This window comes from Delftia deserti (assembly GCF_042653485.1).
GTDB lineage: Bacteria > Pseudomonadota > Gammaproteobacteria > Burkholderiales > Burkholderiaceae_C > Comamonas > Comamonas acidovorans.
In genome coordinates this window covers 2,250,387-2,260,467 of sequence record NZ_JBHSIH010000001.1, presented here as the reverse complement: position 1 = coordinate 2,260,467, position 10,081 = coordinate 2,250,387, and the positions used below count along the sequence as shown (strand labels likewise).

Below are 10,081 nucleotides of genomic sequence, written 5' to 3'. Positions count from 1 at the left end.
CTCACGTCCCCTTGGCTGCTGCCTGGGCTGCGGCCTTGCGGTTCTTGGGCTGCCGTGCTTCAGCGGCCGCACGGCGCCACCCTTTCGCGCGAGCGTGGTCTTTCCCGTGATCGCCGTTGTCGGGTGGACAGGGCAGGCCGTCTGCGAACATCTTCCTGCCCTCGGCGTCCAGGCCGCCCTCCTTCTGGACCTTCTTGTGCAGGGCCTTGTGTCCGAGGCTGCGGCTCATTGGTCACCGCCTTCCTTGGCCTGGGCTGCGGCTGCGCATGCTGCGGCGGCCGTGTCGCCCTGGCCGCGCGCCAGCACCTTGCGGTCGGGGTTGATGAGCTGAGCGCCGTACATCGGCTTGTCCGTGATCCACGCCATCCAGCCTGTCTGCCGCGTGTACGCCAGCTCGAAGTAGGCGTAGGGGTTGGCATCCAGCAATGCGGCGTGCACGTCCAGCAGGGCCTGCACGGGCGCCAGTGCATCCACTGCAGGCGCAGCAGGTGCTGCCAGAGCGCCCTTGAGCTGATCGCACAGTGGCACAACGATGTGTGCGATACGCTCGCGCAGTTGCCCGGCGCCGTGGTACTTGATCGCGCAGTCGCGCAGGTCGTTGACCAGGCGCGCGGTCTGGTGGTCCTTCCAGGGCGCAGCAGGTGCCTGGGGCGCTGCTGCCAACTCGCCGAGCGCAGAACGAACAATCCGCCTCAGCTCGTCTGCGGTCATCGCTTGATAGCCATCGCCGTCAAAGCCTGTTTGGCGCAACACTATCGCGTCGATTGCATCATCGGTTGCGCCTCGGGCTTCGGGCGTTTCCTGTGCTGGGGCCTGGGGTGCTGCTGCCAGCAGAGCGACAGCGGCGGAGATGACGGCTTCGAATGCATCTTCGATGCTCGGACACGGCACACCACGGCCGGCCTGCCATTGCGCCTCGCCAAACGCATTCAGCAGTGCGCCCAGCTTTTGCCGCGCCAGGCTGTCAAGTTGATCGCCGTCCACGGCTGCAGGCGCTTCCAGGGCGGGCGCTGCCGGGGCAGACTGCACTACCGCGCGCGCGGCTGACAAACCATCGGCCCATGTGTTGGGGCACTCGTATCCCGTCCAACTCGGCTCCGAAAGATCGTCAATTGCTGCCAGTGTTGCAGCCCGGTCGATGGCCGGCCCAGCCACAGCGGCAGGCCGATCGGCGCGCATCTCGTGCGCAACACCCTCTGTCGGCTGATCTGCAGCGATGGTGGCTGCATCGATCAGCCCGATCCCTTGAGCCCAGGCCGGGCCATTGTCGATGGCGAACTGCTGCAGAACGAAGCTGCTGCCATCCAGCCAACTCGAAAGCACCAGGTCGTCAGGGCGCCGTCCATGGCACAGCAGAGCGATAGCGTCACCGAATCGCTGGAGGTAGGTCGTGGGCTTGCGCCAACCCTCGCCCTGAGGCGCCACAGCGGGAGGCGCTTCCAGGGCGGGCGCTGCCAGTGCTTTGATGCGATCTGCCACGGAGCGCGCGCAATCCTGCATTTCAGAATGGCTGTCGTAGATAGCGCTGTGCTGCAGGTCGGACGCGCAGAGCAGTAGGGAATCATCCTTGTCGCCCTGGGGCGCCACAGCGGCAGGAGCTGCCCCGGCGAGGCCTGCGGCAAACACGTCCCGGCCATACGCCAGCAGTGCTGCGCGGTCTGCGCCGGTGACGAAGTTCAGGGAGTGGGGCGCCATCAGCGACGTCAGGTGCAGGTCGTCGCCGGGCTGGATCTTTGTTGCTGTCATGCTGCTTGCTCCGTGGTGTCGGCGGGGTTGAGGAAGTCGGCGGGGAGCAGGACGCCCAGCTCGTTTGCGGGCCGCCAGCAGAGCGGCTTGCACGTCGCAATCACTGCGTTCAGGACATCGAATGCCTCGCGCAGCTCATCCGGGACCTCGCCGTCTTCTGGCAGGTCGTCCATGAAGTGCTCATTGGGGTCGATGGGCTGCGCGTGCACTGGCTTGCATTGCACGAGGCGAACGTCTGCTGGATTTAGTTCGTGCTCCTCCAGCCAGTCGCTCAGGTCATCGAGGTCGAAGAAGTAGCGATCGCTGTCGAAGACGCACAGCGGCAACAGCTCCTCAGAAAGAGGCGCCTTCGGCATGGCCTGCCACTTGGTCTCGTTCTTTTCAGCGTGGCACGCCTCGCAGTAGGAGCGGTTTTCGACCGGGCCGTGCTCGGGGTTGGCTTCGCAAAGCCTGTGGGTCGATCCACAGTAGCGCGCCATGTGCTCGTCGTTGCCCCAGAACCTACCGCCGCGCGAAACCCAGCCGGTGACGGTCTGAATGCTTGCGGCTTCGGGGGAGCTGGCCAGGATCATTTCGGGCTGTTGCTTCGTTGCTGTCATGAGGCTTCCTTGTTGAGCAGCCGCCAATGCGCTGCAGTGGTTTGGATGACGTGGCCTGCGCGCTGCAGCAACTGCTGGCAGGCCGGGGGTGGGGTCGGGGTCATGGGGCGGAAACAGGAAAGCCCTCGCGGCATGCACCGGGAGGGCTTCGGGGGAGGGGAGTGTCAGGCTCTGACGTCGAGCCGGTTTTTGATCGCCGTTACCTTCTGGTGGTACTCGTTGGCCGCGTACACGCGCTCCAATGCGTCACGAAGCTCTCGCCGCGTGCACTGCTGCTGCATCTCATTGCAGATGCGTAGGGCCTCGTAGATAGCGTCGTACTCTGGCTTGGATGCTCCCCAGGTCTGTGCGCGGTCATGACGGGCGCTGATGGAGCGCATTGCGTCCTGTGCAGCCACCATCGCAGCTTCTGCATCTGGGAAGTAGTCGCTCGCCAGGAACCTGCCCCAGTTGATCCGCAGCGTCAGCGTGTGCCACGTCGATTCGTCGGCAGTGCCTTCGATCAGCGTGGTGGCGAGACCGAGCGGGACAAGCTGTAGCTGAGTCTCGTCTGCCTTGCCGAATCGGATGTTGATGGGCAACTGGATGTGCCCAGCACCACGAACAGGGCGCCGCTGCTTCTTGGCCGCGCGGCGCTGGGCTCTGTTGAGTTGCATGGGGGCCTCAGCTGATGACGAGTCGATCTTTGCGGATGATTTGAGCCCCGCTGACCGGCTGGCCTGCCTTGATGGCAGCCTTGATCTTGGTCTTGCTGGGTTCTGGCGGCTTTGGCTCATTGCAAAGCTCTGGCGGGAACTGATAGCCATCAGACAGCACAACAACCTCATCGCGCCCAAAGTACAGCTTTGCGCCGAACAGGCCGTTTTCATGCTTGACCTCGGTGATGCCGGTAGCCTGCATGCAGTCAGCCATGTATGCCTTGAAGCGGACAAGGCGATCTTCCCGGGCCCTCAGCTTCTCCTGCATCTGCTTGAGCATCGCCTTGGCTGCAGCGATGTTCACTTCTTCATCCTTTGCATAGGCCACGCACGCCACGGCCTTCTGCTCGAACAGGGCCACACTGCCTGCGTAGGATTCGGAAATCTCTCCTGTGTCTGGGTCAATCTCCCCCATGGCCTCGCGCACTTGCTGCGCTGCATCGAACAGAGTGATGTTCATGATTTCTCCAAAAGAAGAGGGCGCCGAAGCGCCCCCTTACGCATCAATAGGGAAAGTCGTCATCGCTCGGGGCAAAACCAGCGTTGGCTGGATGCCCAGCAGGCGGACCGCCGTTTTGCGCATGTCCGGCGCTTTGGCGTGGCGCTGGGCGGTTCTTCAGCGGGCGATCTGCCAGCATGGAAGCCAACGCATCCAGCTTCTTCGCTTGCGTTGCGCGGTCCAGGATCTCGGAGGCAGTGAAGCCGGTAGCCGCCTCGAATGGCGCGACAAGCTCCAGGCGCCATCCTGTTTCGCCAGTCTTTTGGCCATCGCGCATCTTTTCGTATTCCGTGTTGACCAGCACCAAGCCGATAGGCTTGCCAACGAGATCGGGGAACACGTCTGCTTCTTCCTTGTAGCGCTGCTTCGCCTCGTAGTCGTAGCGCTCGACCTCAGCCCGGCCCTCAGACAGGGATTTCAGCTTCATGCAGGCCATGATGGCGTTCACGGCCTTGAAGCCGCCCAGGTACTCGTTTTGGGCATTCATCGTCCAGATGTCGAAGCGCGTGGTCTGCTTCGAATCTGTCTCGAATGTGAAGCCGATGCCGTGCGTTCCCTTCTTCGTGCTCACCAGCTTTTCGGCCCTGGTGAACTTGCCCTTGTACTTCCCCGTTTCGGACAGGTAGTTGCTGACGTTCTCGGCTTCACGAGCTGCTGATGTGTCGAGTTGGTACATTGCGCTTGGTCCTTTGCTTGGTGGCGCTTGGAAAAGAAAAACCGCCCTGTTAGGCGGTTTCGGTGGAGCCGTAGAACTCGCATATCTTTGAGTCCACATCGGCGAGATCGTTGGGTATGTGGTGGTCTTGGAACATGCCCATTGGGGACTTGCAGCAGTCCTGGCCGTTGGTCTGGGTGGCAAATAGGTACTGCCCGTTGATCAGCTCGGTGCGCAGGACGATCGTGAAATAGCCCTCTGGGACAATCATGCTGTCCACCATCTTCCCGACCGTCTTCATCCTCACCTGCCCGGTCTCGTCGGTCTGGGTGTGCGTCATGATGTAGACGCGCCGGTGTTCGGCCAGCTTTCCAGCGGTTTGGAATACGCTCCAGGCGTTCTTGGCGATGTCCGTGAATTTGTCGTAGCCGCGCTCGTTGCTTCGGGAGATCAGCTCGTTGATCAGCACAGCCTGATAGTCGTCAATCACGACGATTTCCTTTGTGCTGCCCTCCAGGATGCGCAGGATCTTTTCAGGGCTGTCGGTGCGAATTACGCTCCCTTGCGGATTCTCTTTGCTGCAAGGCTTCCAGCCGCCTGCGCGGAACGGCAGAGGTTTATTGATGCACTGGATCAGCAGCGTCTTATCTGGGTCCAGGTTGCGCAGGCTCGTTGACTTCCCGCTGCCCGAGTTGCCGAGGATCATTGTTGCAATGGACATGGTTTTTTCCTTGAGTTGCTTGGGGTGCTTGGTCGTGCTCCATTTGTCGGCAGGAGGCTTCCTCTGCCATGGATTCAGCGAGGTCGTAGTGATAGGCCATGGTGATCTCGGTTGCGCTAGAAGGCGCCGGAGTTGATGGCGGCCAGGGCCAGCGTCAATGCGCTGATCCCGAGCCACAGGAAGAGATAGAGCAGGGCGTTCATGGAGCCTCCGCGCTGGCCTTGGCGATCAACTCGTCCAGCCTTTGGACGGAGCCCAGCGGGTAGCCGAAGTAGTTGCCATCCCGCACGAACGCCTGGAACTCCTTGAGCAGATCGAGCATTTCGGGCGCTGCGGCGATCAGCGCCCGGTTCCGTGGGGCAATTGACTCGCCCACCATGTGCCCGCCGTATGCTTCAACATGGTCCGAGCCGCTCATCTCGGGCACAGGGTGATCGGCCACCACGGCGCCATAGTGCTTCCCAATGCGCCACGGGCCGGGGGTGTGTTTGTTCGTCATGCTTTTTCTCCCATGAATTTCTTGAGGGCCTTTTCGGCGAGGTCCACTTCCCAGAAGTGGCTCCAGGAGACGGGCCCAGGGCTGCTCTGGTAGCCGGACACGCCCGCGCTGTTCTTCACGATGGCCAGCAGGGCCTGGAGCGCGTGCGCCAGCCCGCCGTTGATCTCAGCCATGCGCAGCAGCTCGTCGGTGTTGGGGTGCTCGCGCTTCATGAGCTGGGCTCCTTCTCGCGGGCGCGCAGCATGGCGTCGGCGGTCTTGATGGCGGCCATGGCGTTCACCCATTGCTTTTTCTGATCCGCCGCTTCAGCGACCTTTTGTTGGTGGAATTTCACAAGGCGCTGGGATTCGTAGGCCATCGCGGCGGCACACATAACCGGATCAGAGATCGGGTGGTAGTCGGATGCTGGCCACGAGCCAGAGTGACCGCCGCAGATCACCTCATCTCCAGTGATCTGGACGTACTCCGTGTGGAATCCGCCGCCATTGCCCTCGGCCGACACGCGGACGAGCGTCCCGCGCTGCATGTAGTAGCCGCCCACTGTGACGGGCTGGGGGTTGATGAGGTGTTTCATTCGAGACCTTTCAGGCATTCAAGATGGCCGTCTTGCCAGACCGGGGTGAGGCCCTCGCAGGCACGGGCCGCGCCGCGCGCGATGCGCTGTTCCTGCGCCGTGGGCTGGGGCTCCTGGGCTTCGGCCTGGCTGCAGCCGACTGTGGCCAGCGCAACGAGCACAACCAGCACAGCGAGCAGCCAGCCGCCGGGCACGCCATCGGCGTCTGGCTCATGCACCGGGCCGGGCCGCGAGCACTCGCGCAGGTAGCGGGCGTCGGGATCGGGGTTGAAGGGCTCGGAAGGGGTCACTCGTTGCATTGCGGTGGCTCCTGAAAAGCGAAACCCGCCGGGAGGTGCGGGTTCTGGGGGAGTTGGATGGGCGGGGTCATGGGGACTCCTCGGGTTGCAGCAGACCGTGCTCAACGATGCGTAGCGCGCCGATGGCGGCCGCGAGCGGGATCTGGCCCACGTATTCGTTGATGCAGTTGTTGAGGTCTTGCACCAGCTCGCCAATTTCTGGGTATGGCCTGCCACCAAAATTCGGTCTGGCTACCTTCGCTTCGGCGTTTTCTGCGGCCAAAGATCGGCGCGCCAGGAGCCATACGCACTGCACGTCACTCAGGCCAGCGTTCGATGGGTGGGGGTCATGCACCAGGCGCCCGTCATTCATCACGACCATGTGTGGCGTACCGCGCGGGGAAGTGCCGGACACAAGGTAGTCGGCCTCAAATGAGCGGTTGCCTGGGATCATCACTGCGCTGTAGCCCTGAGACGCGGCGAACGACTCGAACAGCTCCCAGCACTGCTGTGGGCTGCCGCTGGCCGCGAAATCCGGCACCTGGTCGATGCGCAGGCCCAGCATGAAAGCCATAGAACACTGCATGCAGTTGCCAGACCCCGCCACCTGCTTATATCGAATGTTTTCAGGAATATCGGAGCTACGGAATGGGATTCCAGCGTGGTGCAGGCCATCTCTTGCATGGACAGGAGCGGAGCAGCGACGACAGTTGTACGGGTCGGTGCAGCCGTCCAAAGAAGCTGTTCTAGATTCCATCGTCATCTCCTCAGATTGCATCGGCGCAGTGCTGGAGCGCCTGGAGTCCATTGCCAAGATGGCCGCCTGCAATTCCTCCCAGGGCTCCATAAGGTCAGAACAGCGCTCAAGATGTCCTTTGTCCTCGCAGCGCCCCAGCCAAAATGCCATTGCGTTCCACTCTTTTGCCGGGAGTGAAACTGTTTCTACGTCCCCCTCCGATATTGCCGATGCCTCGGGATACTTTTCGAGAGCCGCCCTTGCTGCATCCACGCGAGGCTGTATTGCTTCTGCACAGCCCTCCCATGCCGGATCGCGCTTCGCAGCATCGCGCATATTTCCTTGGGCTATGAACATGTCCGTGAGCAACTGCCTCAAGGCCTCGCGCAGTTCTGCAACTTCAGGGTTCTTCATGGGTATCTCCAAAATCAGATAGCGTCAGCGCTGAACTCCAGCGCCTGGGGTTGTTGGGCGAGCGCGGCGCGCAGGGCTTCGGGGGCTAGCGGCGCGGCAGGGGTGAGGCTGGCCACCAGGGCGAGCAGCCGCGCGATCTCGGCCTGCTGCTCGCCGATCAGGTACTCGGCAATGGCTGGGTTCGCCGCGGCGCGGGCGGGGTCAACCTGCATGGCGAGCCTCCTGTTCCAGCGCGGCGGCCACGCCCTCGCTGCAGTGCTCGAGCGCGAAGTCCACCAGCGCGGTGTGCAGCTCGGATGCCTGGGCCTGGCCCACCATCACCTTGGCGAACACGCTGCGCACAGGCTCGTTGTCACAGTCCAGGGCATGCAGCAGCAGCTCGTCGGGCGACCAGCCGCCGTTCGGTCCGGGGATGCGGCAGGCGAACCAGTCGCTGGGCTGCTGCAGCACCAGCGCGGCGCGGATCTGGCGCTCGGCCTGCGCCGCCCAGAACTCGCTGGCGGCCTCGTCGTCGCCCTGGCGCTTGGCGTGGGCTGCCTCAGCCATCGAGGCAAGGCATTGGGGGCGGGCGTTCATGCTGGCTCCTTCACGGGTTTGCCTGCCCACGAGAACGTCTCGTCTTGGCCGTCGCTATCCCTGAGAGGCCTCAGCGCGTGGTCAGCCACGCAGCCGAATTCCGCCAACCGGCTTCCGCCACATGAAAGATCAACTTTGACCAGATTGGAGAACCGAACTATCCATTCGTCGCTACGGTTGACTTCATGATGGCGATAGCCACAAGGCAGCAGGAATCCGCCTTTGCATGGGGCCTTTTTGATGACCTCCACGATGCGCCCACAAATATCATCCCGGCCCTTTGCTTCTCGGATGATTACAGCCAAGTCGCCGGGCTTGCAGTTCAATGCCATAAGTCCTCCAATGAAAAAGGCCCTGCATTGCAGAGCCTGGGTATAAAGAGCCGCGTGTTGCGCGTCACGTCGCTTGCGATCAATCCGACGCGCGCGGCTGAAAAGAGAGCCGTGTTCGCGCTTCAATCCCAGCATCCGACTTGCTGGGCGGTGGGAAGCGCGCGGCTGGAAACCATCACAGAGGAATGCTCCTACTCCGTAACCCCCGGCCTTTCGACGTGGGCTCGTGACCTTCAGAACATCCCTCTGTGATGGCCCTGGCTATTCGCTTCAGCCAGGGCGCTGTCTGATGAAGCCCGTGATGTGGGCGATCCGTGGGGGTTACATGGCAGCCTCCCTTGTCTATCCCTGAGCGTTCTGGCTGCTCAGGTTTCGCCGTGACGACGCCATCACATCTACCCACGACAGAACTGCCGTTCTGTCCCGAGGGGCTCATGGGCAGATGTGATGGGCCCTGGGCTTGCCAGGGCGGGGGATCACTTCGATCCGAGGACTGAGTCGATGTAGTTCCTGCAGTCGTCCAAGTCGCCAGTGCCGCCCACGCGCAGTACATGCGCCGCGAACTGCTCTTGGTGATTGGCTGAGCTCATGTTTGCCATGGCCCACACGAGGCGGTCGGCATCGTCTTGCTTCGGCGCGGCAATCGGCATCTCCTGGATCGAATCGCCTTTCATGCCGCCCTCCTGTGATCTGAGGACAAGAAGTGAGGGATCTGCTCGAGATCCAGTTCTTCGTCATCCTCTTCTTCGCGCGCCTGAGGCGAAGCGGAGATTGCTGGACCGAGGTGGCCCAGCATCCGGGCCCGCTCTGTGTGCTGATCACGCGCGGCAAGTGCGAGCATTTGCATGATGTTCATGTGCCTCTCCTGTGTTCGTTCTGGAAACAGAAACGGCCTCCCTGGTAAGCCGCTTTGTTTTGCCCAGATGTCGCTCTGGGCGGGCGGGTCAGAGCTGCTGCTTCGCCTTGCGCCGCACCTCGGGGTCAGTGTCGAGGCGCTGGGGCTTGCCGATGGCCTGCTGCTGCCGCTCTTTCGGGAAGAGCGCGTCGAATGCGTCCAGCACTGCCGCCTTGTAGTTAGCGCGCTGGGCATGCTTGCGCTTTTCATTGAGCTTGGTGACCGTCATGCGGCCTCCAGCATCTTGGTGAACATGCCCCGGCCATGGTTCTTGCCGCCGCACCGGCATTCGCAAGTGCCGCTGTGTTTGCCATTCAGGCACTTGGCATTGCACTCGTGCAGAGAGGGCCGAGCCTTGTATTCGATGCGGCGCGTGACCGGCATCAGGGCGCCGGACTGCGACCGGCCTACCCACATCTGATACCCGTCGTAGCGGAAGCCCTTCACGCCGGGCCAGCGGGCGGCGAATTCCTTGTTTGGCATGCCGGTGATGGCGGACAGCTTTTCAGCTTCGCCCGTGATGTCGCTGAAGTAGTGGAATGCCATGGTGGTGCTCCTTGTGAACAAACCTCAGCCCTGCACGCAAGACTGAGGTTTGATACCTGTTGACGTACAGGGTGGACGGCTGGCATCTCCCGGTCTCCCGGCTCCAGCACGCGTTTTTGATCTAGCCCCAGCTGGGCCCGGCTCGCGAGTGTTGGTTCTCGCGCCACCTGTCTTTTGCTTCTGCCGACAGATCACAGGGGCAGGGCCTTGCGGCCTGTTCATCCTTCTGGGCTGGTGTGATTTGGAGAGGCGGGCCGGACGCAACCCCGGCGATACAGCTGCGCAGTCTCCCGACTCGACGGACCCAGGGTGA

At 62.4% G+C, this 10,081-nt stretch carries 19 protein-coding genes; 1 reads left to right on the top strand and 18 read right to left on the bottom strand.

Annotated features, from left to right (window positions below; translation table 11 throughout):
* Position 1: 1 nt before the first annotated feature.
* The 14 genes from ACFPFG_RS10930 to ACFPFG_RS10865 form a co-directional block, all read right to left on the bottom strand.
* Positions 2-229, bottom strand: coding sequence for a hypothetical protein (locus tag ACFPFG_RS10930; RefSeq protein WP_380105558.1), 228 nt, complete (start codon positions 227-229; stop codon positions 2-4).
* Positions 226-1,746, bottom strand: coding sequence for a hypothetical protein (locus ACFPFG_RS10925; RefSeq protein ID WP_380106498.1), 1,521 nt, complete (start codon positions 1,744-1,746; stop codon positions 226-228). Before ACFPFG_RS10925 ends, ACFPFG_RS10930 begins: the two co-directional genes overlap by 4 nt.
* Positions 1,743-2,345, bottom strand: coding sequence for a hypothetical protein (locus tag ACFPFG_RS10920; protein WP_380105554.1), 603 nt, complete (start codon positions 2,343-2,345; stop codon positions 1,743-1,745). The genes ACFPFG_RS10925 and ACFPFG_RS10920 overlap by 4 nt, the downstream gene beginning before the upstream one ends.
* 164 nt (positions 2,346-2,509) lie before the next feature.
* Entirely contained in the window at positions 2,510-3,001 is a 492-nt protein-coding gene (locus ACFPFG_RS10915) for a hypothetical protein (RefSeq protein WP_380106496.1), read from the bottom strand.
* Positions 3,002-3,008: 7 nt separating this feature from the next.
* Positions 3,009-3,503 carry a siphovirus Gp157 family protein gene (locus tag ACFPFG_RS10910; RefSeq protein ID WP_380106495.1) on the bottom strand — a complete coding sequence of 165 codons (495 nt, stop codon included), beginning with the start codon at positions 3,501-3,503 and terminating at the stop codon, positions 3,009-3,011.
* A 43-nt stretch (positions 3,504-3,546) separates the two neighbouring features.
* Positions 3,547-4,218 (bottom strand): hypothetical protein, encoded by a 672-nt coding sequence (locus ACFPFG_RS10905; protein WP_380106494.1) that lies wholly within the window; start codon positions 4,216-4,218, stop codon positions 3,547-3,549.
* Between the two features lie 49 nt (positions 4,219-4,267).
* Positions 4,268-4,918 carry an ATP-binding protein gene (locus ACFPFG_RS10900; protein ID WP_380106492.1) on the bottom strand — a complete coding sequence of 217 codons (651 nt, stop codon included), beginning with the start codon at positions 4,916-4,918 and terminating at the stop codon, positions 4,268-4,270.
* Positions 4,919-5,117: 199 nt separating this feature from the next.
* On the bottom strand, positions 5,118-5,417 hold the full coding sequence (locus ACFPFG_RS10895; protein WP_380106490.1) for a hypothetical protein: 300 nt from the start codon (positions 5,415-5,417) through the stop codon (positions 5,118-5,120).
* Positions 5,414-5,629, bottom strand: a complete 216-nt coding sequence (locus ACFPFG_RS10890; RefSeq protein WP_380106488.1) for a hypothetical protein — start codon at positions 5,627-5,629, stop codon at positions 5,414-5,416. Before ACFPFG_RS10890 ends, ACFPFG_RS10895 begins: the two co-directional genes overlap by 4 nt.
* Positions 5,626-5,991 (bottom strand): hypothetical protein, encoded by a 366-nt coding sequence (locus ACFPFG_RS10885; RefSeq protein ID WP_380106486.1) that lies wholly within the window; start codon positions 5,989-5,991, stop codon positions 5,626-5,628. Before ACFPFG_RS10885 ends, ACFPFG_RS10890 begins: the two co-directional genes overlap by 4 nt.
* Positions 5,988-6,290, bottom strand: a complete 303-nt coding sequence (locus tag ACFPFG_RS10880; protein ID WP_380106484.1) for a hypothetical protein — start codon at positions 6,288-6,290, stop codon at positions 5,988-5,990. Before ACFPFG_RS10880 ends, ACFPFG_RS10885 begins: the two co-directional genes overlap by 4 nt.
* A gap of 67 nt (positions 6,291-6,357) precedes the next feature.
* A complete protein-coding gene (locus ACFPFG_RS10875) occupies positions 6,358-7,419 on the bottom strand; it encodes a hypothetical protein (protein WP_380105536.1) in 1,062 nt (353 codons plus the stop codon).
* A gap of 14 nt (positions 7,420-7,433) precedes the next feature.
* A complete protein-coding gene (locus ACFPFG_RS10870) occupies positions 7,434-7,631 on the bottom strand; it encodes a hypothetical protein (RefSeq protein WP_312374907.1) in 198 nt (65 codons plus the stop codon).
* Entirely contained in the window at positions 7,621-7,995 is a 375-nt protein-coding gene (locus ACFPFG_RS10865) for a hypothetical protein (protein WP_312374908.1), read from the bottom strand. The genes ACFPFG_RS10870 and ACFPFG_RS10865 overlap by 11 nt, the downstream gene beginning before the upstream one ends.
* Positions 7,996-8,180: 185 nt before the next feature.
* Here ACFPFG_RS10865 and ACFPFG_RS10860 point away from each other — a divergent pair, with 185 nt between their 5' ends.
* Positions 8,181-8,579 carry a hypothetical protein gene (locus ACFPFG_RS10860; RefSeq protein WP_380106482.1) on the top strand — a complete coding sequence of 133 codons (399 nt, stop codon included), beginning with the start codon at positions 8,181-8,183 and terminating at the stop codon, positions 8,577-8,579.
* Positions 8,580-8,803: 224 nt separating this feature from the next.
* Here ACFPFG_RS10860 and ACFPFG_RS10855 read toward each other — a convergent pair whose 3' ends face one another.
* The 4 genes from ACFPFG_RS10855 to ACFPFG_RS10840 all read right to left on the bottom strand — a co-directional run bounded on the left by ACFPFG_RS10855 (position 8,804) and on the right by ACFPFG_RS10840 (position 9,768).
* On the bottom strand, positions 8,804-9,001 hold the full coding sequence (locus tag ACFPFG_RS10855; protein ID WP_380106480.1) for a hypothetical protein: 198 nt from the start codon (positions 8,999-9,001) through the stop codon (positions 8,804-8,806).
* Positions 8,998-9,183, bottom strand: a complete 186-nt coding sequence (locus tag ACFPFG_RS10850) for a hypothetical protein (protein WP_380106478.1) — start codon at positions 9,181-9,183, stop codon at positions 8,998-9,000. Before ACFPFG_RS10850 ends, ACFPFG_RS10855 begins: the two co-directional genes overlap by 4 nt.
* A gap of 88 nt (positions 9,184-9,271) precedes the next feature.
* Complete coding sequence (locus ACFPFG_RS10845) at positions 9,272-9,451, bottom strand: hypothetical protein (RefSeq protein WP_380106476.1); 180 nt, start codon at positions 9,449-9,451, stop codon at positions 9,272-9,274.
* Complete coding sequence (locus ACFPFG_RS10840; protein WP_047219106.1) at positions 9,448-9,768, bottom strand: hypothetical protein; 321 nt, start codon at positions 9,766-9,768, stop codon at positions 9,448-9,450. The genes ACFPFG_RS10845 and ACFPFG_RS10840 overlap by 4 nt, the downstream gene beginning before the upstream one ends.
* Between the last annotated feature and the right edge of the window lie 313 nt (positions 9,769-10,081).

Bases quoted from the DNA above. Each gene is read 5' to 3' on its own strand.
- ACFPFG_RS10930 (WP_380105558.1), bottom strand. From the start codon at position 229: ATGAGCCGCAGCCTCGGACACAAGGCCCTGCACAAGAAGGTCCAGAAG.
- ACFPFG_RS10900 (WP_380106492.1), bottom strand. From the start codon at position 4,918: ATGTCCATTGCAACAATGATCCTCGGCAACTCGGGCAGCGGGAAGTCA.
- ACFPFG_RS10915 (WP_380106496.1), bottom strand. From the start codon at position 3,001: ATGCAACTCAACAGAGCCCAGCGCCGCGCGGCCAAGAAGCAGCGGCGC.
- ACFPFG_RS10905 (WP_380106494.1), bottom strand. From the start codon at position 4,218: ATGTACCAACTCGACACATCAGCAGCTCGTGAAGCCGAGAACGTCAGC.
- ACFPFG_RS10925 (WP_380106498.1), bottom strand. From the start codon at position 1,746: ATGACAGCAACAAAGATCCAGCCCGGCGACGACCTGCACCTGACGTCG.
- ACFPFG_RS10855 (WP_380106480.1), bottom strand. From the start codon at position 9,001: ATGAAAGGCGATTCGATCCAGGAGATGCCGATTGCCGCGCCGAAGCAA.
- ACFPFG_RS10880 (WP_380106484.1), bottom strand. From the start codon at position 6,290: ATGCAACGAGTGACCCCTTCCGAGCCCTTCAACCCCGATCCCGACGCC.
- ACFPFG_RS10910 (WP_380106495.1), bottom strand. From the start codon at position 3,503: ATGAACATCACTCTGTTCGATGCAGCGCAGCAAGTGCGCGAGGCCATG.
- ACFPFG_RS10890 (WP_380106488.1), bottom strand. From the start codon at position 5,629: ATGAAGCGCGAGCACCCCAACACCGACGAGCTGCTGCGCATGGCTGAG.
- ACFPFG_RS10875 (WP_380105536.1), bottom strand. From the start codon at position 7,419: ATGAAGAACCCTGAAGTTGCAGAACTGCGCGAGGCCTTGAGGCAGTTG.
- ACFPFG_RS10860 (WP_380106482.1), top strand. From the start codon at position 8,181: ATGATGGCGATAGCCACAAGGCAGCAGGAATCCGCCTTTGCATGGGGC.
- ACFPFG_RS10845 (WP_380106476.1), bottom strand. From the start codon at position 9,451: ATGACGGTCACCAAGCTCAATGAAAAGCGCAAGCATGCCCAGCGCGCT.
- ACFPFG_RS10920 (WP_380105554.1), bottom strand. From the start codon at position 2,345: ATGACAGCAACGAAGCAACAGCCCGAAATGATCCTGGCCAGCTCCCCC.
- ACFPFG_RS10850 (WP_380106478.1), bottom strand. From the start codon at position 9,183: ATGAACATCATGCAAATGCTCGCACTTGCCGCGCGTGATCAGCACACA.
- ACFPFG_RS10870 (WP_312374907.1), bottom strand. From the start codon at position 7,631: ATGCAGGTTGACCCCGCCCGCGCCGCGGCGAACCCAGCCATTGCCGAG.
- ACFPFG_RS10895 (WP_380106490.1), bottom strand. From the start codon at position 5,417: ATGACGAACAAACACACCCCCGGCCCGTGGCGCATTGGGAAGCACTAT.
- ACFPFG_RS10840 (WP_047219106.1), bottom strand. From the start codon at position 9,768: ATGGCATTCCACTACTTCAGCGACATCACGGGCGAAGCTGAAAAGCTG.
- ACFPFG_RS10865 (WP_312374908.1), bottom strand. From the start codon at position 7,995: ATGAACGCCCGCCCCCAATGCCTTGCCTCGATGGCTGAGGCAGCCCAC.
- ACFPFG_RS10885 (WP_380106486.1), bottom strand. From the start codon at position 5,991: ATGAAACACCTCATCAACCCCCAGCCCGTCACAGTGGGCGGCTACTAC.